This is a genomic window from Lampropedia hyalina DSM 16112, from assembly GCF_900129055.1.
In the GTDB taxonomy this organism is placed as follows: domain Bacteria; phylum Pseudomonadota; class Gammaproteobacteria; order Burkholderiales; family Burkholderiaceae_C; genus Lampropedia; species Lampropedia hyalina.
On the sequence record NZ_FQUZ01000042.1, the window covers coordinates 1 to 24,366 of the forward strand.

Here is a 24,366-nt window from a genome sequence, read left to right on the forward strand (position 1 = left end):
TTTGCGTGTGTGGAATGCGGTTACGAAGAAAACGCCGATGTGGTCGGCGCGATCAATGTCTTAAGGGCGGGACACGCCCGGTTAGCCTGTGGAGAGGACGTAAGCCCCGCCAAGCCTGCAAAGGCAAGGTGCGCAGCCTCGGTGAAGCAGGAACCCACCGAAGCGACTCATACTGGCTTCGGGCCGGTATGAGCACCGTAGGAATCCCCTGACTTTAGGCAGGGGTGGATGTCAAGCGGGTGCAACTTGACACCGAGGTACCGGTGTTTTCGGTCGTGCTGACACCACACCACTTCCATGAGCACGAAGACCATCGACATTTCTTCTGCGAGCATTTTGCAAGAAAGGGCCGCGAAGCCGCTGACGCTTGTGTGGCTACGCTGGTCAGCCTGCGGCGTTTGCGCGACTGATCTGAATGCCAGTCTGTACGTGCCTTGCATATCCTCTGAAAAACCTTCTGGTACATTTTCAGAAACGTCGAGGCCAGCAGGGCTGTCGTTTTTGGCGACAATAGGCAGGTTTTCATCATTAATAATTACATCGCCATGCCTGAATTGAAAGACCTTTTTGAAAAAAACCGTGCCTGGGCTGCTTCCATGGAACGCGACCGCCCTGGTTTCTTTACCGGCCTGATGGCCCAGCAAAATCCTCGCTACATGTGGATTGGCTGCTCCGACAGCCGCGTGCCTGCCAACCAGATCACCGGACTGGAGCCGGGCGAAGTCTTTGTGCACCGCAACGTGGCCAACCTGGTCGTGCCCACCGACCTCAACTGCCTCTCTGCCGTGCAGTACGCGGTCGATCAATTGCGCATCGAACACCTGATGGTCGTGGGCCATTATGGTTGTGGCGGAGTCCTCGCCGCGCTGCATGACAAGCGCGTGGGATTGGTGGACAACTGGATTCGCCATGTCAAGGACGTGCGCGACCGCCATACCGAACTGCTGCAAAGCCTGCCTGCCGAACACCGGGGCGATGCGCTGTGTGAACTCAATGCCATCGAACAGGTGCTGCACATTGCCCAGACCACCGTGGTGCAGGATGCCTGGCAACGCGGCCAGAAGGTCATCCTGCATGGCTGGTGTTACCATCTGAACAACGGGCTGATTACCGACCTGAAAATGACCGTGACCGGCAACGATTCGCTGCTGGACACCTATGACAGGGCGGTGCAGCGCGTGGCCACCACCGAACGCGACCCCATTCCCTGAGACACCATGCCCCAACACCTCCCGGATACCCTGGATTCCTCGCTGGCACGCGGCATTGCCAAGGCCATGATCGATGGCTTCAACCGCCATTACCGGCTGTTCCGTGCCGAATCTGCACGCGCCAAGCACCGCTTCGAGACCGCCGACTGGCACGGTCAGCAGCGTGGCCAGCGCGAACGCATCGAGTTCTACGACGTGCGGGTGCGCGAATGCGTGCAGCGACTGGAAAAGGAATTCAAGGCAGAAAGCCTGCCGATGGAGGTGTGGCACGAAGCCAAGCTGCATTACATCGGGCTGCTGGTGAACCACTTCCAGCCCGAACTGGCGGAGACCTTCTTCAACTCCGTCACCACCAAAATCCTGCACCGCACCTATTTCCAGAACGATTTCATCTTCGTGCGGCCGGCCATCAGCACCGAATACATCCAGAACGACGAACCGGCCTCGCGCCCGACCTTCCACGTCTATTACCCGCACAGCCTCGCGGGACTGCGCCCGACCGTCGAACGCATCGTGGCCGACTGCAACCTGCAACGCCCGTTCGCCCATCTGGATGCCGACATTGACCGCATCACCGACGTGCTGCACCAGACCCTGCACGAGCTGAAAATCCGCGCCAACTTCCAGATTCAGGCCCTCGCCAGCCTGTTCTACCGCAACAAGGGCGCGTACCTCGTCGGCAAGATCATCAACGGCTACTGGGAAATGCCTTTCGCGCTGCCGTTCCTGCACGACGAAAGCGGCAAACTCGTCATTGATGCCGTGCTGCTGGGCGAGGACGACATGAACATGCTGTTCTCCTTCTCCCGAGCCTACTTCATGGCCGAGATGGAAATCCCCTCTGCCTATGTGCAGTTCCTGCGCAGCCTGATGCCGCGCACCCACCGGGGCGAAATCTACAACGCGCTGGGGCTGGCCAAGCAGGGCAAGGCCATCTTCTACCGCGACTTCCTCACCCACCTGCGCAACTCCACCGACAAGTTCCGCATTGCCCCCGGTATCAAGGGCATGGTCATGCTGGTGTTCGACCTGCCCAGTTTCCCGTACGTCTTCAAGCTCATCAAGGACTACTACCCGCCGCAGAAGGACACCACGCGCGAAATCATCAAGAGCAAATACCGCCTGGTGCGCCAGCACGACCGCGTCGGGCGCATGGCCGATACGATGGAATACAGTCAGGTGGCCTTCCCGCGCGACCGCTTCGAGGACGAACTGATCGAGGAAATCCGCAAGTTTGCCCCCAGCCAGCTGGAAATCAGCGACCGCGATGGCGACGGCAACGAGGAAGTCATCATCGACCACCTCTACATCGAGCGGCGCATGATCCCGCTCAACATCTACCTGCAGGAAGCATTCGATGCCGGGCTGGACAACCCCAAGGCCCGCGAGCAGATGGAACACTCCGTCATCGAATACGGCAATGCCATCAAAGACCTGGTGGCTGCCAACATCTTCCCCGGCGACATGCTTTGGAAGAACTTCGGTGTCACCCGCCACGGCAAGGTCGTGTTCTACGACTACGACGAAATCGAGTACCTGACCGACTGCAACTTCCGCAAGGTTCCCAAGCCGCGCAACGAGGAAGAAGAAATGAGCGGCGAAATCTGGTACAAAGTTGCGCCGCTGGACGTATTCCCCGAAACCTTCGGCCCCTTCCTGCTGGGCAACCCTGCCGTGCGCGAGACCTTCATGCGGCACCATGCCGACCTGCTGGACGTGGCCTTCTGGCAGCAGCACAAGGAGCGCATCCAGCAAGGCCATGTGTACGACGTGTTTCCCTACGATCAGGAGCGCCGCTTCCAGCCCGATCCGTCGTACCACAACAAGTAACCCTGCCCATGCCTCTGTCTGTCGCACCGTCGGTGCCCATCGTGCTGGTGCCGGGGCTGAGCTGTTCGCCTCGGCTGTTCGCGGCACAGATACCGCACCTGTGGCAATCGGGCCATGTCACCGTTGCCAATACCCTGCATGGCAGCAGCATGCAAGCACTGGCGGCCAGCATCCTGCGCGATGCACCTGCGCGTTTCGCACTGGCAGGCCTGTCCATGGGGGGCTATATCGCGTTTGAAATACTGCGCCAGGCACCCGAGCGCGTACGGGGTCTGGCACTGCTCAACACCTCGGCACGGCCCGACACCGCAGAGGCCACCGCCAACCGCCTGGCCCTGATGCAACTGGCCGAGCGCGGCAAGTTTCTGTTGAGTGCAGCGCAGAACTACCCGCGATCCGTACATCCCGCGCATGCAAACGATACGGCCCTGCAAGCCACCGTCATGCAGATGGCCAAGGATGTCGGAGTCGCTGCCTTTCTGCATCAGCAAAAAGCCATCATTTCTCGCCCCGATTCCCGGCCCGACCTTCCCCGCATCACCTGTCCCACGCTGGTGCTCGGAGGCGACAGCGACACCCTGACCCCTCCCGAGCTGGCACAGGAAATGGCCACCAGCATCCCCAATGCCCACCTGTCCATCGTGCCGCAATGCGGCCACCTCTCCACCCTGGAACAGCCAGAGGCGGTTACAGCCATCCTGCTCGACTGGCTACAGCAGTACAGTGGCCTTGGCCATGGGTAGAAAGCTGTTCGTGCAGAACAGCATCATCGGTACGGTATCGGGGCGACCCTGTCTGCTGCGGTGACGCATGGCCGGTTCTGGTCACACATCAATATTGGCCGCGCGCAGGGCGTTGGTTTCGATGAAGTCGCGTCGGGGTTCGACTTCGTCGCCCATGAGCATGGTGAAGACTTTGTCGGCTTCGATCATGTCCTGAATCTGCACGCGCAGCAGGCGGCGCACTTCGGGGTCCATGGTGGTTTCCCAGAGCTGTTCGGCGTTCATTTCGCCCAGTCCCTTGTAGCGTTGGCGGCTGGTGGTGCGTTCGGCTTCGGAGAGCAGCCATTGCATGGCCTGGTGGAAGGTTCTGACTTCCTGTTCCTTCATGCGCTCGCCTTCGCCGCGCTGCACTTTGGCGTTCGTGCCCAGCAGGCCGTTGAAGGCTTGTGCGGCGGCGGCCAGCGTGGCGTAGTCGGCTCCCCTGGCAAAGTCCTGCGGGATGATGCTGCTCTTGACGTTGCCGTGGTGGTGGCGGCTGATGCGCAGCACGGGTTTGTCGGTGCGCGGGTCGTGTGCGACTTCCACGGTGGCTTCTTCGGTGAGGTGCGGGCGGTCGTTGAGGCGGGTTTGCAGCTCCTGCGCGGTGGCCTGCATCTGCTCGGGGGTTTCGACGTTCAGGTGGGTGCCGTCGGCAATCAGTTGCAGGGCCTCGCCGTCCATCCAGGCGGACAGGCGTTCGATGGTGTTCTGCGCCTTCTGGTAGGTGATGGCCAGTTTTTCCAGGGCTTCGCCGTGGATGGCGGCGGCGTTGTCGGTGGGGATGAGGCGTGCGTCCTTGAGGGCAATGCGGGTGAGGTATTGCTGCAAGGCGGGGGTGTCCTTGAGGTACAGCTCTTCCTTGCCGCTCTTGACCTTGTACAGCGGCGGCTGGGCGATGTAGATGTGGCCGCGTTCGACCAGTTCGGGCATCTGGCGGTAGAAGAAGGTCAGCAGCAGGGTGCGGATGTGTGCGCCGTCCACGTCGGCATCGGTCATGATGATGATGCGGTGGTAGCGCAGTTTGGCGACGTTGAAGTCGTCCACGCCGGGCTTGTCTTCCTCGCTGGCGGTGCGGCCGATGCCGGTTCCCAGGGCGGTGATGAGGGTGAGGATTTCGTTGCTGGCGAGCAGTTTCTCGTAGCGGGCCTTTTCGACGTTGAGGATTTTGCCGCGCAGTGGCAGGATGGCCTGGAATTTGCGATCACGTCCCTGCTTGGCGGAGCCACCGGCGGAGTCGCCCTCGACGATGTAGATTTCCGAGAGGGCGGGGTCTTTTTCCTGGCAGTCGGCGAGTTTGCCGGGCAGACCCATGCCGTCGAGCACGCCTTTGCGGCGGGTCAGCTCACGCGCCTTGCGGGCGGCTTCGCGGGCCTTGGCGGCTTCGACGATCTTGCCGCAGATGATCTTGGCATCGTTGGGTTTTTCCAGCAGGAAGTCGGTGAGTGCCCTGGCCACGATGTCTTCCACCGGGGCGCGCACTTCGCTGGAGACGAGCTTGTCCTTGGTCTGGCTGCTGAACTTGGGTTCGGGAACCTTGACCGAGAGCACGCAGGAGAGGCCTTCGCGCATGTCCTCGCCGGAGATTTCCACCTTGTCTTTCTTGGCGAGGTTGTTTTCCTCGATGTATTTGTTGATGACGCGGGTCATGGCCGCACGCAGGCCGGTGAGGTGGGTGCCGCCGTCGCGCTGGGGGATGTTGTTGGTGAAGCACAGCACGCTTTCGTTGTAGCTGCTGTTCCACTGCATGGCCACTTCCACGCCGATTTCGGTGCCGGGGATGCCGCCGTAGCTTTCTGCCGGGCGGCTGCCTGCGGCAAAGAAGGTGGTGGGGTGCAGTACCTGCTTGCCCTTGTTGATGAATTCGACGAAGCCCTGCACGCCGCCACTGCCGGCGAAGTCTTCTTCGTTGCCGGTGCGTTCGTCGAGCAGGCGGATGCGCACGCCGTTGTTCAGGAAGCTGAGTTCGCGCAGCCGCTTGCTGAGGATGTCGTAGTGGAATTCGTTGTTCTGCTGGAAGATGTCGGTGTCGGGCAGGAAGTGGACGCTGGTGCCGCGCTGTGCAGTGCTGCCGGTGATGCGCATGGGCGAGACTTCCACGCCATCGACGGTTTCGATGGCGCGGTTTTGCAGCTTGCCGCGCGAGAATTCCAGCTCGTGCAGCTTGCCTTCGCGCCGCACGGTCACTTTCAGGAACGAGGAGAGGGCGTTCACGCACGAGACCCCCACGCCGTGCAGGCCGCCGGAGACCTTGTAGCTGTTCTGGTTGAACTTGCCGCCCGCGTGCAGTTCGGTGAGGGCGATTTCGGTGGCCGAACGCTTGGGTTCGTGCTTGTCGTCCATCTTGACGGCGGTGGGGATGCCCCGGCCATTGTCGGAAACGCTCAGGGAGCCGTCGGCGTGGATGGTGATGAGAATGTCGTCGCAGTAGCCCGCCAGGGCTTCGTCGATGGAATTGTCCACCACTTCAAAGACCAGGTGGTGCAGGCCGGTGCCGTCGGAGGTGTCGCCGATGTACATGCCGGGGCGTTTGCGCACGGCTTCCAGCCCTTCCAGAATCTGGATGGAGCCTGCGCCGTAGTCGTTCGGAGATTGTCCCTGGTCGGGCGTGGTGGCTTCAGGGCTGGCAGGGGTGGTTTCTTCGGTCATGGCATTCCATTCAGGCAGGGAGAGGCGGCAAGGGCCGTCTTCCCGAAAAGACGGGGGGTGACGTGGGGGCCAACGCTGCAAGCCCCAGCCGCGCGGCTGGGCGCGCAGATGAGGCAAGGGCGTGGGGGCGGTGCGTCACAGGGGCGGTGGCGGGCGCAGGGGCCGGGCTTCAGATGCGCATGGGCATGACGACGTATTTGAAGCTGTCGTCTTCCGGGATGGTCACGAGCATGGAGCTGTTGCCATCGGCAAAGTCGAGGCGGATGAGGTCGCTGCCGACATTGCCCAGCACGTCGATCAGGTAGCTGACGTTGAAGCCCGATTCGACCTTGGAGCCGCCGTAGTCGATTTCGAGTTCGTCCTGGGCCTCTTCCTGTTCGGTGTTGGCGGAGGTGATGCGCAGCAGGCCCGGCTCGAAGTTCAGGCGCACGCCCTTGAATTTGTCGCTGGTCATGATGGTCATGCGTTGCAGGCTGGCCAGCAGCACCTGGCGGCCCAGGGTGACGCTGTTGCCGTAGCCGCTGGGGATGACGCGGTTGTAGTCGGGGAACTTGCCTTCGACCAGCTTGCTGACGAATTCCAGCCCGTTGAAGTTCAGCTTGGCCTGGTTGTTGGCGAACTGGATCTGGATCAGGGGCTGTTCTTCGGCTTTCTCGTCGGTGTCGCGCAGCAGGCGTTGCAGCTCCAGCACGGTTTTGCGAGGCAGGATGACTTCCTGCTTGGGCACTTCCACGTCCAGCTCGGCGCGGGCGAAGGCGAGGCGGTGGCCGTCGGTGGAGACCAGGCTGAGGGTGCGCCCTTCGGCGACGAACAGGATGCCGTTGAGGTAGTAGCGGATGTCCTGCACGGCCATGGCGAACGATACCTGGCTGAGCAGGCGTTTGAGCACGCCCTGCGGCACGGCGAAGGCGGGGCCGAAGTTGGGCGACTCCTGCACCAGCGGGAAGTCGTCGGCGGGCAGCGATTGCAGCGTGAAGCGGCTCTTGCCGCCCTTGAGGATGAGGCGTTCCTGCGAGGATTCCAGCGTGACTTGCTGGTCGGCGGAGAAGGTGCGCAGAATTTCGATGAGCTTGCGCGCGCCCAGTGTGGTGGCGAAGTCGGCACTGTCGTCGCCACCCAGTGGCGCGCTGGTGCGAATCTGGATTTCCAGGTCGCTGGTGGTCAGTTGCAGGGTGTCACCTTGCTTGCGCAGCAGCACGTTGGCCAGAATGGGCAGGGTGTGCCGACGCTCGACGATGCCCGCGACCGATTGCAGGACGGAAATGATTTTGTCTTGGGGGGCTTTGAAAACAATCACCAGGGTTCTCCAGTGGCTTCACATGATCGGTTGCATTTTCTGCCCACAGCCAATGCGGGCGGAAAATGTAAATGGCTTATTTTCGCTGAAAAAACTACAGCCTAGGGAAGGTCTGCAAAACTCTGCTGGAAAGCGCAGGCCGTTGTGGTGGATGCAGCGCGCGAAGGCTTTTGCCCCCAATAGTGGTGCTATTGGGGGCAAAAGCCGACAAAGCGATGCGCCGCCAGAACGGATTTGCGCGACAGCATGGGTTTTGCAGACCTTCCCTGGCGCGCCGACAGGCATGTTCCTGCAAAGGGGGCGTGAAGGCGGCTGTGGTGGGGTGGGGGACATGCGCAAATCGCGGGTTTCGGCTTCAGCGTTTCAGGGTCTGTTCCAGCACATGCAGTTGCTGGTTCAGCTCGGTGTCCTGCTGGCGTTCCTGCGCAATCTTGCGCACGGCGTGCAGCACGGTGGTGTGGTCGCGTCCGCCGAACAGCTCGCCGATTTCGGGCAGGCTCTTCTGCGTCATTTCCTTGGCCAAGTACATGGCAATCTGGCGCGGCTTGGCAATGTTGGCCGGGCGTTTCTTGCTGTACATGTCGGCGACCTTGATCTTGTAGAAATCGGCGACGGTTTTCTGGATGTTCTCCACGCCGATCTGCCGGTTCTGGATGGACAGCAGGTCGCGCAGCGCGTCGCGGGCGATGGCAATCGACACATCCTTGCTGTTGAAGCGGGCAAATGCCAGCACCTTGCGCAACGCGCCTTCGAGTTCGCGCACGTTGGAGCGCACATTCTTGGCGATGAAGAAGGCCACGTCTTCGGGCAGCACGGTCGCTTCCAGCCGGGCCTTGTTGATGAGGATGGCCACGCGCATTTCCAGCTCTGGCGGTTCGATGGCCACCGTCAGGCCGGAGTCGAAGCGTGACACCAGCCGCTCGTGGATGTTCTTCAGGCCCTTGGGATAGGTGTCGCTGGTCATGACGATGTGCGAGCGGCGCGACAGCAGGGCCTCGAAGGCGTTGAAGAATTCTTCCTGCGTCTTGTCCTTGCCCGCGAAGAACTGCACGTCGTCGATCAGCAGCAGGTCGAGTGCGTGATAGTGCTGCTTGAGCTGGTCGTAAGTCTTGCGCTGGTAGGACTTGACCACGTCGGAGACGAACTGCTCGGCATGAATGTAGAGCACTCTGGCATCGGGGCGGTCGGCCAGCAACTGATTGCCCACGGCGTGTACCAGATGGGTTTTGCCCAGGCCCACGCCGCCGTAGATGAACAGCGGGTTGTAGAGCTGGCCAGGCTGGTGGGCGACGTGCATGGCGGCAGCGCGGGCCATGCGGTTGGCCGAGCCTTCGATCAGCGCGTCGAATGTGAAGCCGGGGTTCAGGCGGGTGTTGCTGCTACTGACTGCGGGCGGGGTGTCGGGTTCGGGGTCGGCCTGGATGGTGTCGCGGCCGGTGTGGATGCTGGCCGAGGGCAAGCCGCCGATGCCGGGCACTGGCAGCACCGGGGCGGATGGTGACGGCGAGAGCGAGGCCGAAGGCACGGAGGCAATCGTGGCGGGCGAGCTGACGACCGGCACGGTGCGCACTTCCGGGCGGCTGCGCGGGGCCAGGGCCAGTTCCAGTTGCACCGGCTGGCCGTTGATTTCGTTGAGCAGCTCGGAGATGCGGTGCAGGTACTGCGAGCGCACCCAGTCCAGCGCGAAGCGGTTGGGCACCAGCAGGCTGACCAGCGAGGCATCTTCAGAGACGTAGGCCCGCAGCGGGCGAATCCAGGAGGCGAATTGCTGCACCGGGATTTCCAGCGCGAGCCGCTCCAGGCAGACATGCCAGAGGGCTTGTTGCGAGCTGTCGTCCAGCTCCGATACCGGGGTGTTCATGCGGTAACTCCGGTGCTGTGGCATGGCTGTGCCGGTGCTGGGCGCAGGGAGAAGGGCCGGTTGCCGGTCGGCCAGAATGGGGCAGAAGGGGGTGAGGCGAAGGTCAGGGTCATGCTCATCTCATGGTCGAGCATGGATTATAGAGAGGTGTGGGCATCTTGACCGTTTATCCACAGTCGCAAGCCCTATTTCCCTATGAAAAACCCCTGTTTTGGCTTGTGGAAAACATTGTGGAATACTTGGTTTTCATGGGCTTTGGCGTGCTGCAGGAGGGGTGTTTTCAGCCAGACTGGCGATGGTGTTGCGCAGTTCGTGGCGATCCAGAATTTCCGTCAGTACCAGTGGTGGCTGTGCTGGCTGGTAGAGCGCGTAGGTGGGCACGCCGGTGCGGCCCAGCGTGCGCAGCGCGGCCGAGATGGCGGGGTCTTGTCGCGTCCAGTCGGCCCGCAGCAGCAGCACGTTCTGCTGGGCGAAGGCGGCCAGCACGGCATCGTCGCTCAGCGCGTTGAACTTGTTGTACTGGCAGGTGATGCACCAGGAGGCAGTGAAATCCACGAACACCGGCTGCTGGCGTGCCAGTGCTGCCGTGACGGCATCGGCCGACCAGGGTTGCCAGGGCTGCGCGATGGCGGCGGTGTCCGTCTGGCTGTGGGACTGTGCCAGCCGGGGCTGGCTCTGGGTGCGATGGAAGCCCTGCCAGGCGTAGCCGGTGATGGCCAGCACGGCCACCAACACCAGCAGCCACAAGGCCTTCAGCGCGGCCACGGCGGTGCTGCCGGGGCGATGGCTCCAGAGCCACAGGGCAAAGCCCATGCCCCAGAGCGCGAACAGCAGCGCGGCCACGCTGTCGGGGTTGGTCTGGTGCGCCAGCACCCACAGCAGCCAGGCGACGGTGGCGAACATCGGGAAGGCCATGGCTTTCTGGAACGTGGCCATCCACGCACCGGGGCGGGGCAGATAGCCCAGCAGCGTGGGGAACCACACCAGCAGCATGAAGGGCACAGCCATGCCGATGCCCAGCACCACGAACACCAGCAAGGCCGCAGGTGCGGGCAGGCCCAGCGTGGCCCCCAGTGCCGCGCCCATGAAGGGGCCGGTGCAGGGCGAGGCGATCAGCACGGCCAGCACACCGGAGAGAAAAGCGTGCAGGAGCGGTGAGCGAGGTTGCGCTCCCGCCAGACGTTGGGGTGCCCAGGACGAGAGGTGAAACACCCCCGCCAGCGACAGACCGATGAGCGTGAACAGCACCGCCATCAGGGCCACGAACCAGGGTGACTGCAACTGAAACCCCCAGCCCAGGCTGCTGCCCAGTGCCCGCATGGCCAGTATGACCCCGCCCATCAGCGTGAAACTCAGCACCACACCCGCGCCATAAGCCCAGGCGGCCCGACGACGGCTGGCGGTGTCGGTGGAGCTGCCCGGCCCGGCAATGCCCAGCACCTTGATGGCCAGCACCGGAAACACACAGGGCATCAGGTTCAGCAACGCGCCGCCCAGCAGGGCCAGCAGCAGGATGGAGGCGACACCGGATGTTGCACCGTCCGGTGCAGGCAGGGGCGGCGGTGCGGTACTGGGTTCGGTTCCGGTTTGCGCCAGAGCGGCTTGCAGGCCAGGGGCCAGCGGGGTCAGTGCGGATGTCCACGGCTGGGTGACATCGGCCACCACACGCCAGGCCGATGCAGCCGCTGCGGACGCGGTGGGGGAATCTGGTGGCAACGGGCGCAGCACGGCGGCCAGTTGGGCGGGCGCGGCATCCCGGTCGGGCGACAGCGGCACATCGGCCAGCCACACGCCATCCTGCCATTGCTGGGGCCAGCCCTTGTCCGGCTGTGTGCCATGCGCCACCACAAAACCTTGCTCTACATACAGCTCCAGTGGCTGGCCGTGCAGCGCGGTGGGCAAGCCTTCCACGCGCCATTGCAGCCGTTGCCCCTGTGCCTGCACCTGGGCGCGGGCCTCGGGCGTGCTGTGTGGATGCGCCTGCCATGCGGTGGTGAATTCTGCCGTGTGCAGCGCGCTGCTGCCCTGGCGCGGCAACTCCAGCCGGAATGTGCCCGACTCGGGGATGCACTCCAGCTTGCACACCAACCAGGTGGCTTCGAGTGTGAATGTGGCGGTGGCCTCGCTGGCATCCGGTGTGGCGACGTTCAGCGGCACGGGCAACAGCACCGCGCCCTCGTAGCCGTAGTTCACCATGTCGCCAATGTGGAACTGCTCTGGCGCGGGCCACTGGATGTCCCCGGCGGTCATGCCTGCCGGAAGCTGCCAGTGCAGTTCGGTGGGCAGGCCGGTGTCGCCAGGGTTCTTCCAGTAGGTGTGCCAGCCGGGTTCGTGCGCGATCAGCAGGCCCAGCCAGGCTGTGGTTCCCGCTTGCAGGCCATCGGGCACATGCGCCACCAGTTCGGCACGCACATGCGGGGTCTGTACCACGGCGGCATCGGTGCTGGCCGTACGGCCAAACACCTGCGCGGGTGCGGGCGATGGCAGACACAGTGCCCAGACCAGCAGCAGAAACAGTGGCAGCAGCCAGCGCGACAGGGCCGCTGAACGGGAGGCAGAAAAAGGCAGGGAAGGCATTGCGGCAAGGGCTGGGGGAAATCCGAAACGCGCCCACGGGCGGATGGCATGGGCGCAAGGCAGTCAGCAATGCTGCATTATGAGCCGGGCATGTGCGCATCGGTTCCGTGAGCAGGGTCTTCTGCCAGAATGGCCCATCTGCCTTTAGAACCTGTTTGCGATCTCAGGGTCATGTTGTTCAGTCCAGCAAAGCACCCGTCATTCCCGCGAATGCGGGAATCCAGTAGCAAGGTATCCCATTGAGAGCCTAGTTGTTCTTTGGATACGTCGTCACTGGATTCCGGGTCAAGCCCGGAATGACGGTGCTACTGATACGGCATCGCTCTGAAATCGTCAGCACGTTTTTAGAACCTGTTTGTGATCTCACCATTGCCTGCCATGTCCTCTACCCATTGTTCTGATTCCTCCCACTGGCCGAGTTTTCGCTGGAGCGAGCTGTGCAGCCCGGATTTCTCGCATCCCGATCATGCCGCGCTGCTGCAACGCACCATTGCCGTGCTGCCAGTTGGTGCGACCGAGCAGCACGGCCCGCATTTGCCGCTGAACGTGGACAGCACCATTGCCGATGGCATTGTCACCGCCAGCATCCAGCGGCTGGCGCAGATGCCTGCCGCGCAACGCCCGGCAGTGCTGTTCCTGCCCACCCAGACCGTGGGCTACAGCCCGGAACACCAGTCCTTCCCCGGCACCCTCACGCTGGAGCCAGCCACCATCATCGCGTTGTGGCTGGAGCTGGGCGCGTGCGTGGCGCGTGCCGGTGTGCGCAAGCTGCTGATTTTCAACAGCCACGGCGGCCATGTGGGGGTGATGGACATCGTGGCGCGGCAGTTGCGCGTGCGCCACCAGATGCTCACCTACAGCACGAGCTGGAACCATCTGCCGCTCGCGCCCGAAGCCCTGGCCCCGTTCAGTGCCTACGAGCAGCGTTTCGGCATCCATGCGGGCGATCAGGAAACGTCCATGATGCTGCACCTCGCACCCGCACAGGTGCGCATGGCGCAGGCCAGAGACTTCCCGTCCACATCGGAAGAGCGCGCGCGCCGCTTTGCGATTCTGGGCAACGGGCGCAGTGCCAAAATGGGCTGGCAGATGCAGGACTACAACCCCGATGGCGCGGCGGGCAATGCCCAGGCCGCCACCGCCGACAAGGGCCGCCTGCTGGTCGAGAGTGCCGCCGAGCAACTCGCCCTGCTGTTGCAGGAAATGGCGGCCTTGCCGCTGCCGCCCGGTGTATCATCCTCCTCGCCATCTGCCTGACGGGCGGTGGCCAGCCCCGAACCGGAAAGCCTTTGCAAGGACGATAGGAATTGCCCATGATGGACAAACACTACCTGACCCCGCTGTTCGCGCCCAGCTCCATTGTCGTGTTGTCACAGGACAGTGAAGCGGATGAAGCCCTTCTGCCCCAGGCCCGCGCCCTGCTGCAAGCACTGCATGCACAGCCATTCACCGGCATGCTCACCACACTCGATATTCACACCAGCGGCACCCTGGCCGATCTGGCGCAGACCCGTGCCGACCTGGCCATCATCGCCCTGCCGCCGCAGGACGTGGCCACCGCGCTGGAAGTTGCTGTGCGCATCAACTGCCGCACTGCGCTGGTGCTGTCCCACGGCATCGATGCGGCGCAGGCTGCGCAGTGGAGCCGGATTGCGCGGCGCGAGGGCATGCACCTGCTCGGGCCGAACTCGCTGGGGCTGCAACGCCCCTCGCTGCAACTCAACGCCAGTGCCGTGGGGCCGCTGGCGCGGGAAGGGTCGCTGGCACTGGTGTGCCAGTCCGGCGCGCTCACTGCTTCCATCCTCGACTGGGCCAGCGGCAATGGCGTGGGCTTCTCCAGCGTGGTGTCGCTGGGGCCGCATACCGAAGTGGGCATCGGCGAAGTGCTGGATTTTCTGGCCAACGATGCGCGCACGCAAAGCATCGTCGTCTATATGGAAGGCATCCGCAACGCGCGGCGTTTCATGAGTGCACTGCGTTCGGCCGCCCATGCCAAGCCCGTGGTCGTGCTCAAGGGTGGGCGCAAGCTCTCGGGCAATGCGGCTGCGCAAACCCACAGCGGTGCGATTGTCGGCAGTGACGACGTGTTCGATGCCGCACTGCGCCGTGCCGGAGCCGTGCGGGTGCGTTCGTTCGTGGAGCTGTTCTCGGCCGCCAAGTGCCTGGCTTCGCGCTACCGCCCGGTGGGGCGGCGACTGGGCATCATCACCAACGGCGGTGGGCCGGGGGTGCTGGCCGCCGACTGGGTGAACGAAATCGGACTGGAACTGGGGCGACTCTCGCCCGATGCCGCCGCCAAGCTGGCCCCGCAACTGCCCGCCCAGGCCGTGCTGACCGATCTGATCTCGCTCTCCGATCAAGCCGATGCCAGCCACTATCAACTGGCCCTGGAAGCCGCAGCCCGCGACCGCCAGATCGATGGCGTGCTGGTCATTTTCTCGCCCAAGGAAGATGTCGATGCGCTGGCGGTGGCGAATGTGCTGGCCGGTGCGCGGCCGGCCTCCAAGCCACTGCTGGCCTGCTGGATGGGCGGTGCCTCGGTGGCAGAGGCGCGTGAAGTGCTCCACGTCGCGCAGATTCCCAGCTTCCGCACCCCGGAAGCAGCGGTCGGCGCGTTTGGCAACATCGCTTCGTTCTACCAGAACCAGCAACTTTTGCAGCAGACCCCGCCATCTCTCACGGCCATGGCCAAGCCCGACATCGAGGGTGCGCGGCTGGTCATCGAAAGCGCGCTGGCCGAGCGTCGCCATGTGCTGACGGAAATGGAGTCCAAGACCCTGCTGGCGGCCTTCCACATTCCGGTCACCAAGACGCTGCTGGCACGCAGTGCCCATGAGGCCATGATGATTGCCACGCAACTGGGCTTTCCGGTGGCACTGAAAATCGATTCGCCCGACATATCCCACAAGTCCGACGTGGGCGGCGTGGTGCTCAACGTCAATAGCGGTGCCGCCGCCCGCGACACCTACACCGACATGGTGCAGCATGTGGCGCGGGTGCAGCCCAGTGCCCGCATCAACGGCGTGACGGTGCAGAAAATGGCGCGCGCCCGGCGTGGCCGCGAAGTCTGTATTGGCCTGGTGACGGACGATCCCTTCGGCCCCGTCATCACCTTCGGCGCGGGTGGCACGATGATCGAACTCATCGACGACCGCGCGATGGAACTGCCGCCGCTCAACCAGTTCCTGGCGCGGCGGCTCATCGAACGCGCCCGCGTTGCCGAAACCCTGGGGGCATGGCGCGGCACGCGACCCGTCGATCTGGAAACCCTGGAGCAGGTGCTGCTGCGCGTCTCGGAAATGGTCTGCGCCCTGCCGCAACTGCGCGAGATGGACATCAACCCCATCATTGCCGACGAATGCGGGGCGGTGGCCGTGGATGCACGCATCGTCATCAGCGAGTCGGCACAGAGCAGTCTGCAAAGCAAGAATGCCGGCACCGGGCACTACGGCCATCTGGCCATCCTGCCGTATCCGGCACGCTACGAACAGCTCTGGCCGTTGCGCGGCGGCGGCGAATACCTGGTGCGCCCCATCCGCCCCGACGACGCACAGATGGTGCAGCGACTCGTCAAGGAACTCTCGCCCGAAAGCCGCTATTTCCGCTTTGTCTCGCGCATTGCCGAATTGCCCGCATCCATGCTGGCCAACTTCACCCTCATCGATTACGACCGCGAGATGGCACTTGCTGCCGTGCACCGCGAGCGCGTTGTGGACGAACAGGGGCAGGTCAGCCACCGTGATCGCATCGTCGGCGTGTCGCGCTACGTCACCAACCCCGACCAGACCAGTTGCGAGTTCGCCCTGCTGGTGGCCGACGACTTCAACGGCAAGGGGCTGGGTTCACGGCTGATGCTCAGCATCATGGACGTGGCGCGTGATCGCGGACTGTCCGAAATCCAGGGTCTGGTGCTGGCCAACAACCCCAATATGCTCAAGCTCATGCGCCGCCTGGGCTTCACGGTACGCGCCTTCGAGGAAGACCCGGAATTCCGGCTGGTGGTGCATCAGCTTTGAAAAACGGGTTCTCGCGTCGTCTTAGAATCCAGTTACGAACAATACTTGATTATTCCTACAGAAAGAAGCTGTGTCGCGCGTACTGGGAACCGAAGTCGAGGTGCTGGCACTGGCACCGGATGCCGCCTCCGTCAAGGCGGCCAAAGGGCTGCAATCCATCCGCAAATGGCCCAGCGTGGGCAGCAGTGCCACGGCAGTCTGGGGCGAGTGCCAGGGCAGTGGCAGCAAGCCTTACCAGACCCAGGTCGATCTGAGTGGGCCGAGCTTCAAATGCTCCTGCCCCAGCCGCAAATTCCCCTGCAAGCACGGTCTGGCCTTGATGCTGCTGCGGGCGGCAGGCGAAGTGCCCGAAGGCGGTGATGTCCCCGAATGGGTGCAGGCATGGCAGACCAGCCGCCAGCAGAAGGCCGAGAAAAAAGCCGAACAGCAGGAACGCAAGGCCAGCGCGCCCCCGCCCAACCCGGCAGCCGTCGCCCGTCGCGTGGACAAACGCTGGGACAACATTTCGGCAGGCATGCAGGAGCTGGCCCTGTGGATGCAGGACATGGTGGCGCAGGGGCTGGCCAGCCTCTCGGGCAACCCCCAGGCCAGCGCGCAGTGGCGCACCCTGACCGCCCGCATGGTCGATGCGCAGGCCCCCGGCATGGCCACGCGCCTGCAACGCGCCTGGACGCTGGTGGACAGCCACCCCGACTGGCACCGTGAACTGCTGCTGCATCTGGGGCAGTGGCACCTGCTGCACGAAGCCGTGCAGCGGCAGGGCAGTCTCGATGCCGACACCCGCGCCGACCTGATGGCCGCGCTGGGCTGGCCGCTGGATCGCGCTGAAGTGGTGGCACAGGGGCAGGCCGTGACCGACTCCTGGGTGGTGGCAGGGCTGCACCACACCCCGCGCGATGGCAACCTGCTGGAGCGGCGCATCTGGCTGCAAGGGCTGCACAGTGGCCGCGTCGCCCTGCTGCTGGACTATGCCCAGGGCGGGCGCGGCTTTGAATCCGCCTGGCTGGCAGGGCGCAGCTACCACAGCGTGCTGCATTTCTATCCGGGCCGTGCGCCCTTGCGTGCCCTGTTGCCGGTGGGGCAGGTTCCGGCTCTGCTGGCGCAGCAGGACGAGCATGATGGGGCCTTGACGCAGGCGGTGGTTGGCACGGCACGGCAGGCCCTGGATACACTGGCGCGGCGCGTGGCCGACAACCCGTTCCAGACCTTGCAGCCGCTGTGGATGGAGCAGGCCGCATTGCGCTTCCACGAAGGCCGCTGGTGGCTGCACGGCATGGAAGATGCCGCCCCCATAACCGTGGTACTGGAGGCGCAGGCAGGCTGGCAGTTGCTGGCCATGACCGGTGGCCAGCCCGTGTCATGGTTCGGCGAATGGGAGCACAGGCATTGGCATCTGCGCAGTGCATGGCAGGCCGTCCGACCAGACGATGCCCGCAACGCCCTGCACTGCATCTGGCACGACCGGGGAGAAACCGCATGAGCACCCACGCAAACACCCACATCGCCACCGGCAACACTGCGCTGTGGCTGGCCTTGCAGCAATCGGCACAGGTGGGCGTGGAGCGTCTGCCCCTGCCGCCCGCACTGCTGGCCGCCCCGCCTGCCGATGCCCCGGCCACCCGCCAGATGCTGCACCGGGCACTGGTGGCCCCGGCGGCATCGCGGGCAGAAGCCTTGTTGCGCGCCGCTGCCGTGGCCACTGTGCTGGCGCGGGCGGGTGGGCAGCCGGGCCGGGTGGATGCGGGCCTCGTTGCCGTTCTGCCGCCAGTGGCTGCTGTCAGTGCCGAAACCCGCCCCGCCTGTGCCGACACCGATGCCCGTTTGCAGGCACTCATGGCCACCACCTTGCAGGATGCCGAATCCCCGCTGCTCACGCTGCTGCTGGCGCGGCTGGAGCAGGGCGGCCATCGCCTGCCGCACGCGCTGCTGGTGGCCGCTCTGGAACTGGGTCGCCAGTCCGTGGCCCTGCGTCGCTGGCTGCTGCCGGTGCTGGGCGAGCGTGGCCGCTGGCTGGCGGGCCTGAACCCGGCGTGGCGGTACGCCAGCGGGGTGGAAGAAACCGCCAGCCCCGAACAGGTCTGGCAGGAAGGCTCCATCGACCAGCGCGTGGCCTTGTTGCAGCGCGAACGTGACAGCGACCCCGCACCGGCGCGTGAGCGTCTGCAAGCCAGCCTCAAGGAACTGCCTGCCAAGGAACGCCTGCCGCTGGTGCAGGCCTTGGGAACGGGCTTGGGCATGGACGACGAGCCGCTGCTGGCGCAACTGCTGGCCAGCGACCGCAGCAAGGAAGTGCGCGAGGCCGCCGCGCGGCTGCTCTCGCGCCTGCCCGGCAGCAGCCACAGCCAGCGCATCAGCGGCTGGATGCGCGACTGCCTGCACCAGGATGGCAAAGGCCGCTGGACGCTGGAGCCGCTCGAAGAAGGCCTGCCAGAATGGGAGCAGCACGGCATCAGCCTCAAGCCCTCCAGCGGTGGCGCGAAAGCCTGGCAATTGCAGCAACTCGTGGCACTCACCCCGCTGTCGTTCTGGCCGCAGACCCTGGGCATGGTTCCGCTGGAACTGGTACGCTGGGCCAGTCGCACCGATTGGAAGGCCGACCTGCACCAGGGCTGGCTGACGGCCTTGCAGCAAGACCCCGATCCGCAGTGGCTGGATGCGCTGCCCCTGCTGTCACGCCGCTGGTGGGGCAGTACATCCATCGAGCAGGCCATGCTGGCGCGGCTCACCCCGGCACAGCGCGAAGCCCTGTGCCAGTCGCTGCTGGACAAGGGCGAAGCGTCGCTGCCGCAGGCCATCGAGCGCATCGCCACCATGCTGCCGCCGGGGGCCTCGCTGGCTCCGCATCTGTCTGCCCAGTTGCTCGATGCCGTGTCTGCCGCGCTGCATGGCCCGGCCAAGGTGCGCGGCGACTGGCAAGGACACCAGGGCGGCAGTCTGCTGCTGGCCTGTGCCCGCGTGCTGGATGTGGCCGACCTGCCGCGACTGGCGCAACTCTGGCGCGTGCCCGCGCCACCGGATGCCGCCGCTGCGGCCAGTGCCGATGCCGAAACATCCACCGCCGTCTCCACCCTGTCGCACCCCTGGGATTCCCCCCGCATGGCCGAGGCACTGGAGCGCACCGTCCACCTGCGCACGCTGCTGGAAGCGACATTGAGAACGCCCTGAAACACCGCCCCTATTGGTTACCTCCCTTTTTCTTTTTTCTGAAACCCGCACCATGAGCCAAGTACTACGCCAGCACGCCGAGCAGCAATTCGCCGAAGAACTGCACGCCCTGCAACAGGTGGACGACCGTCCGCGCCCGCCCAACTGGAAGCTCTCGCCTTGGGCGGTGCTGCACTACCTGATGGGCGGCACACTCGACAACGGCTTTGCCATCAGCCCCAAGTACATCGGCAGTCCGCGCCTGATGGAAATCGCCATCACCACGCTGGCCACCGATCGCGCCCTGCTGCTCTACGGCGTGCCCGGCACGGCCAAGTCGTGGGTATCCGAGCATCTGGCTGCTGCCGTCAGTGGCGACTCCACCATGCTGATCCAGGGCACGGCGGGCACCAGCGAGGAGCAACTGCGCTACGGCTGGAACTACGCGCAACTGCTGGCGCACGGCCCTTCTGACAAGGCACTGGTTCCCAGCCCGCTGGTACACGCCATGCGGCTGGGCAAGATCGCCCGCATCGAGGAACTCACCCGCATTCCCGCCGACGTGCAGGACACCCTGATTACCGTGCTCTCGGAAAAAACCCTGCCCGTGCCGGAACTGGGCACGGAAGTGCAGGCCGTGCAGGGCTTTTCGGTGATCGCCACCGCCAACAACCGCGACAAGGGCGTGAACGAACTCTCCAGCGCGCTCAAACGCCGTTTCAACACCGTCGTGCTGCCCGTGCCCGCCACGCAGGACGAGGAAGTGCAGATCGTCTCGCGCCGTGTGGCCGAGCAAAGCCGTGCCCTCGCATTGCCTGCCGAGCCGCCCGCCTTGCAGGAGGTGCGCCGCGTGGTGCAAATCTTCCGCGAACTGCGCCAGGGCCAGACCGAGGATGGCAAGAGCGTGCGCATCAAGTCGCCCACCGGAACCCTCTCCACCGCCGAAGCCATCTCCGTGCTCAACAGCGGCATGGCACTGGCCGGACACTTTGGCGATGGCGTGCTGCGTGCGGCCGATGTGGCATCGGGCCTGCTGGGCGCAGTGGTCAAGGACCCGGTGCAGGACAGCGTGGTCTGGAAGGAATACCTGGAGACCGTGGTCAAGGAACGCAGCGACTGGAAAGACCTGTACCGCGCCTGCCGCGAACAGCTTTGATGCGGGTATTGCATGGCCACCTCTGCCAACCCTTTGAACGCCTTTCACTTCTTCGGCATTCGCCACCACGGCCCCGGCTGCGCCCGCAGCCTGCTGCACGCGCTGGAGCAGTTGCAGCCTGATTGCCTGCTGGTGGAAGGCCCGCCCGAGGGCGAAGCCTTGCTGGCGCGGCTGGCCGATGCCGATCTGCGCCCGCCGGTCGCCCTGCTGGTCTATCGGCAGGAGCAGCCTGCCCAGGCCGCCTTTTATCCGTTTGCCGAGTTCTCGCCCGAATGGCAGGCCCTGCAATGGGCCGTGCAGCGGCAGGTTCTCACCCGGCTGATCGACCTGCCACAAACCCATGCCATGGCACTGGAGGCCGAGCAGCAGCAGGCTTGCCAGGAAGCGGATGATGCCGAGCCGGATGCCGAGGCCACCGACCCCCAGCCCGACGCAACCCAGCCCCCCGCACCAGAGCCTGATGCGGACACCGCACCCACGGCCTCCGACATCCCCGCCGACCCGCTGGACTGGCTGGCCCAGGCTGCCGGATACGCCGATGGCGAACGCTGGTGGAACCGTCTGGTGGAAGAGCGCGGCGACAGCGAAGCCCTGTTTGCCAGCATTGCCGAAGCCATGAGCGCGGTGCGCAGCGAACTGCCCGAAGACTGGCGCGGCGCAAGCCGCACCCGGCACGAACACCTGCGCGAAGCCTGGATGCGCCAGTGCCTGCGCGAAGCCGCCAAGGCGGGCCACCAGCGCGTGGCCGTGGTCTGCGGCGCGTGGCATGTGCCCGCCTTGCAGGCCGCCATCACCGCCAAGAGCGACGCGGCCTTGCTCAAGGGCCTGCCCAAGGTCAAGGTGCAGGCCACCTGGACGCCCTGGACTTACCGCAATCTCAGCATGGCCAGCGGCTATGGTGCGGGCGTGGCCTCGCCCGGCTGGTATGCGCACCTGTGGCAGTGCTCCCAAACGGCCACGGAAACCACCGCCTCCGCCGTGCCCGCCACCACCCTGCGCACGGCAGGCTGGCTGGCGCGGGTGGCGCGGCTGTTGCGCGAGCGCGACCTGGACTGCTCCAGTGCCCACATCATCGAGGCCACCCGCCTGGCCGAAGGGCTGGCGGCCCTGCGCGGCCAGCCCAGTGCCGGACTCGAAGAACTCAACGAAGCCATCCAGACCGTCATCTGCATGGGCGAGACCGCCCCGCTGCAACTCATCGAACAGGAACTCACGGTAGGCGACGTGCTGGGCAGCGTGCCGCCCGATGTGCCCCAGGTTCCGTTGCAGCGCGACATCGAACAGCAGCAGAAAACCCTGCGCCTCAAGCCCGAAGCCGCCGCACGGGTGCTGGCACTGGACTTGCGCAAGGAGCTGGACTTGCAGCGCAGCCACTTTCTGCACCGTCTGCGCCTGCTGGGCATAGGCTGGGGCACGCCCGCCCACGACGCGCAGCGCAACCGGGGCACCTTCCGCGAAAGCTGGAGCCTGCAATGGGAGCCGGAACTGGCCGTGCGCATCATCGAGGCCAGCATCCACGGGGCCACCGTTGCCCAGGCCGCCACCACCCGACTGCGCCAGAACCTCACCCCCGAAGCCCCGCTGCCTGCCATCGCCCAGGCCATCGACGACGCGCTGCTGGCCAACCTGCCTGCACTGGTGCAATCGCTGATGCACACCCTGGCCGAACGCGCCGCCACCACCGGCGACGTGGGCCAATTGCTGTGCGCCCTGCCGCCGCTGGCACAGGTCTATCGCTATGGCAGCGTGCGCCAGACCGACACCGCGCTGCTCGCCAGCGTCATCGACAGTCTGGTGTTGCGGGCCGCCATCGGCCTGCCCGTGGCCTGCATGGCCCTCGATGCCGAAGCCGCCACCGACATGCACACCCAGGTGTTGGCCGCGCACGAAGCCCTGCGATTGCGCGACAGCGGCACCGCCAGCGAACCCACCGCCGCTGTGCCCGACGAAGCCGCTGCCGAAGCCGCCACCCGGCAGGCATGGCAGGCGGCCTTGCGCAGCCTCGCGCAGGGCGATGCCGCCGCTGCCCTGTTGCGCGGCATGGCCTGCCGCCTGCTGCTCGATGCCCACCTGCTCGATGGCGCACAGGTCGCCACGCAACTGGCGCGCAACCTCTCGCTGGGCGTGCCCCCGCTGGATGCCGCCGCCTGGCTCGATGGCTTTCTCAACCAGCAGGCCCTGGTGCTGCTGCACGACGAAGCCATCTGGGGCGCGGTCGATGCCTGGCTGTCGCAATTGGGCGAAGCGCAATTCGTGCAGATACTGCCGCTGGTACGGCGCAGCTTCTCGGCGTTCTCGCAGCACGAACGCCAGAGCCTGGGCGAAAAAGTGCGCCGCACCCACGTCCAGCCCCCCGACAGCGGCGCGGCCACTGCTGCTGTCGCACTGACGACCCCCGACCCGCAGACCGATGCCTCGCCCTGGGACGAAGACCGCGCCGCGCTGGCACTGCCCCTGCTGGGCCGCCTGCTGGGGCTGGAGCCGTCTGCTGTTGAAGCATCCGCAAGGAGTGAACCATGACGCAACCCGATGTGGCCCCCGAAGCCACCGAAGACCCCGCTCCCACCTCCCGCCTGCAACGCTGGCGCATGGTGCTGGGTGGCCCGGCGCAGCCCAGTTGCGGCGGGCTGCAAGGGCGGCTGTCCGAAATGGACCAGGCATTGTCGGCACTCTACGAGGCCGACAGCCCGCTGGCCGCGCGCCGGGGCGGGCGGGGCAACTCCTCGCCCAGCGTGGCCCGCTGGCTGGGCGACATCCGCAACTACTTCCCCAGCCAGGTCGTACAGGTCATGCAGCATGATGCCATGCAGCGTCTGAACCTGCGCGAGCTGCTGCTGCAACCCGAAATGCTGGAACACGTCCAGCCCGACGTTCACATGGTGGCCGACCTGATCTCGCTCGGCTCCGTCATCCCGCAGAACACCCGCGAAACCGCCCGCGCCGTGGTGCGCAAAGTGGTGGACGACCTGATGCGCCGCCTCGAAGAACCCATGCGCAGTGCCATCAGCGGCGCGCTCGACCGCAGCCAGCGCAACCGCCGCCCGCGCCATGCCGAAATCGACTGGAACCGCACCATCCGCGCCAACCTGCGCCACTGGCAGCCCGAATACCGCACCATCGTGCCCGAAACCCTCATCGGCTATGGCCGCAAGGCACGCCGCCCGCAGCGCGAAGTCGTGCTGTGCATCGACCAGAGCGGCTCGATGGCCAACTCGGTGGTCTATTCCAGCATCTTCGGCGCGGTCATGGCCAGCCTGCCAGCCGTCAGCACCCGCATGGTCGTGTTCGATACCAGCGTCGTCGATCTCACCGACAAACTCCACGACCCCGTGGACGTGCTGTTTGGCGTGCAACTGGGCGGTGGCACCGACATCAACCGCGCGGTGGGCTACTGCCAGAGCCAGATCAGCGAGCCACGCAACACCATTCTGGTGCTGATTTCCGACCTCTACGAAGGCGGCGTGGAAAGCGGCCTGCTGCGCCGCGCTCACGAGCTGGTGGAATCGGGCGTGCAGTTCATCACCCTGCTGGCCCTCAGCGACGAAGGCGCGCCCGCCTACGATGCCACGCTGGCCGCCAAACTGGCCGCGCTGGGCGTGCCATCCTTCGCCTGCACCCCCGATGCCTTCCCACAACTCATGGCCGCCGCCATCCGCCGCGACGACGTGGCCGCCTGGGCTGCCGCCCAGGGCTTTAGGGCCAGCCGGTAGGGCGTGTCATCCATTAGATTCGCCCCCGCGTTGGAGTCCAAAAAGGCTGTGAGCAAGGCGCAAAACGCAGCAAGGCTTTATGCCTTGCGAGGCTTTGCAACGCCGCGCACGGCCTTTTTGGGCCCAACCCTTCGGGCCAGTGTGCCCCGGCAGGCCA

Annotated in this window: 14 protein-coding genes and 2 pseudogenes; 12 read left to right on the forward strand and 4 right to left on the reverse strand. The window is 65.1% G+C overall.

Going from position 1 to position 24,366, the window contains the following annotated elements:
• The 5 genes and pseudogenes from BUE21_RS15065 to BUE21_RS13115 all read left to right on the forward strand — a co-directional run.
• A pseudogene (locus BUE21_RS15065) lies at window positions 1–192 on the forward strand (hypothetical protein); the annotation flags it as partial.
• Between the two features lie 44 nt (window positions 193–236).
• A pseudogene (locus BUE21_RS13100) lies at window positions 237–410 on the forward strand (6,7-dimethyl-8-ribityllumazine synthase); the annotation flags it as partial.
• Window positions 411–539: 129 nt separating this feature from the next.
• On the forward strand, window positions 540–1,211 hold the full coding sequence (can, locus tag BUE21_RS13105; RefSeq protein ID WP_407656065.1) for a carbonate dehydratase: 672 nt from the start codon (window positions 540–542) through the stop codon (window positions 1,209–1,211).
• A gap of 6 nt (window positions 1,212–1,217) precedes the next feature.
• On the forward strand, window positions 1,218–3,041 hold the full coding sequence (gene aceK, locus BUE21_RS13110; RefSeq protein WP_073357106.1) for a bifunctional isocitrate dehydrogenase kinase/phosphatase: 1,824 nt from the start codon (window positions 1,218–1,220) through the stop codon (window positions 3,039–3,041).
• An 8-nt stretch (window positions 3,042–3,049) separates the two neighbouring features.
• Window positions 3,050–3,784, forward strand: coding sequence for an alpha/beta fold hydrolase (locus BUE21_RS13115; protein WP_073357107.1), 735 nt, complete (start codon window positions 3,050–3,052; stop codon window positions 3,782–3,784).
• A gap of 81 nt (window positions 3,785–3,865) precedes the next feature.
• On the opposite strand, the gene gyrB is transcribed toward BUE21_RS13115, so the two are convergent.
• The 4 genes from gyrB to BUE21_RS13135 all read right to left on the reverse strand — a co-directional run bounded on the left by gyrB (window position 3,866) and on the right by BUE21_RS13135 (window position 12,183).
• On the reverse strand, window positions 3,866–6,448 hold the full coding sequence (gyrB, locus tag BUE21_RS13120; RefSeq protein WP_073357108.1) for a DNA topoisomerase (ATP-hydrolyzing) subunit B: 2,583 nt from the start codon (window positions 6,446–6,448) through the stop codon (window positions 3,866–3,868).
• Window positions 6,449–6,617: 169 nt separating this feature from the next.
• Window positions 6,618–7,745 (reverse strand): DNA polymerase III subunit beta, encoded by a 1,128-nt coding sequence (dnaN, locus tag BUE21_RS13125; RefSeq protein WP_073357109.1) that lies wholly within the window; start codon window positions 7,743–7,745, stop codon window positions 6,618–6,620.
• 355 nt (window positions 7,746–8,100) lie between these two features.
• Window positions 8,101–9,606 carry a chromosomal replication initiator protein DnaA gene (gene dnaA, locus BUE21_RS13130; RefSeq protein ID WP_143164537.1) on the reverse strand — a complete coding sequence of 502 codons (1,506 nt, stop codon included), beginning with the start codon at window positions 9,604–9,606 and terminating at the stop codon, window positions 8,101–8,103.
• Between the two features lie 246 nt (window positions 9,607–9,852).
• Window positions 9,853–12,183, reverse strand: coding sequence for a protein-disulfide reductase DsbD family protein (locus BUE21_RS13135; protein ID WP_073357111.1), 2,331 nt, complete (start codon window positions 12,181–12,183; stop codon window positions 9,853–9,855).
• Window positions 12,184–12,561: 378 nt separating this feature from the next.
• Between BUE21_RS13135 and BUE21_RS13140 the strand changes: the two genes are divergently transcribed.
• The 7 genes from BUE21_RS13140 (at window position 12,562) to BUE21_RS13170 (ending at window position 24,209) form a co-directional block, all read left to right on the forward strand.
• Entirely contained in the window at window positions 12,562–13,440 is an 879-nt protein-coding gene (locus BUE21_RS13140; RefSeq protein WP_073357112.1) for a creatininase family protein, read from the forward strand.
• 56 nt (window positions 13,441–13,496) lie between these two features.
• Entirely contained in the window at window positions 13,497–16,199 is a 2,703-nt protein-coding gene (locus tag BUE21_RS13145; protein WP_073357113.1) for a bifunctional acetate--CoA ligase family protein/GNAT family N-acetyltransferase, read from the forward strand.
• Between the two features lie 70 nt (window positions 16,200–16,269).
• Window positions 16,270–17,679, forward strand: coding sequence for an SWIM zinc finger family protein (locus BUE21_RS13150; protein WP_073357114.1), 1,410 nt, complete (start codon window positions 16,270–16,272; stop codon window positions 17,677–17,679).
• Entirely contained in the window at window positions 17,676–19,364 is a 1,689-nt protein-coding gene (locus BUE21_RS13155; protein WP_073357115.1) for a DUF5691 domain-containing protein, read from the forward strand. Before BUE21_RS13150 ends, BUE21_RS13155 begins: the two co-directional genes overlap by 4 nt.
• A gap of 52 nt (window positions 19,365–19,416) precedes the next feature.
• Window positions 19,417–20,499, forward strand: a complete 1,083-nt coding sequence (locus BUE21_RS13160; protein ID WP_073357116.1) for an ATP-binding protein — start codon at window positions 19,417–19,419, stop codon at window positions 20,497–20,499.
• Window positions 20,500–20,511: 12 nt separating this feature from the next.
• A complete protein-coding gene (locus BUE21_RS13165; protein ID WP_073357117.1) occupies window positions 20,512–23,019 on the forward strand; it encodes a DUF5682 family protein in 2,508 nt (835 codons plus the stop codon).
• A complete protein-coding gene (locus BUE21_RS13170; protein WP_073357118.1) occupies window positions 23,016–24,209 on the forward strand; it encodes a vWA domain-containing protein in 1,194 nt (397 codons plus the stop codon). The genes BUE21_RS13165 and BUE21_RS13170 overlap by 4 nt, the downstream gene beginning before the upstream one ends.
• The last annotated feature ends 157 nt before the right edge of the window (window positions 24,210–24,366 follow it).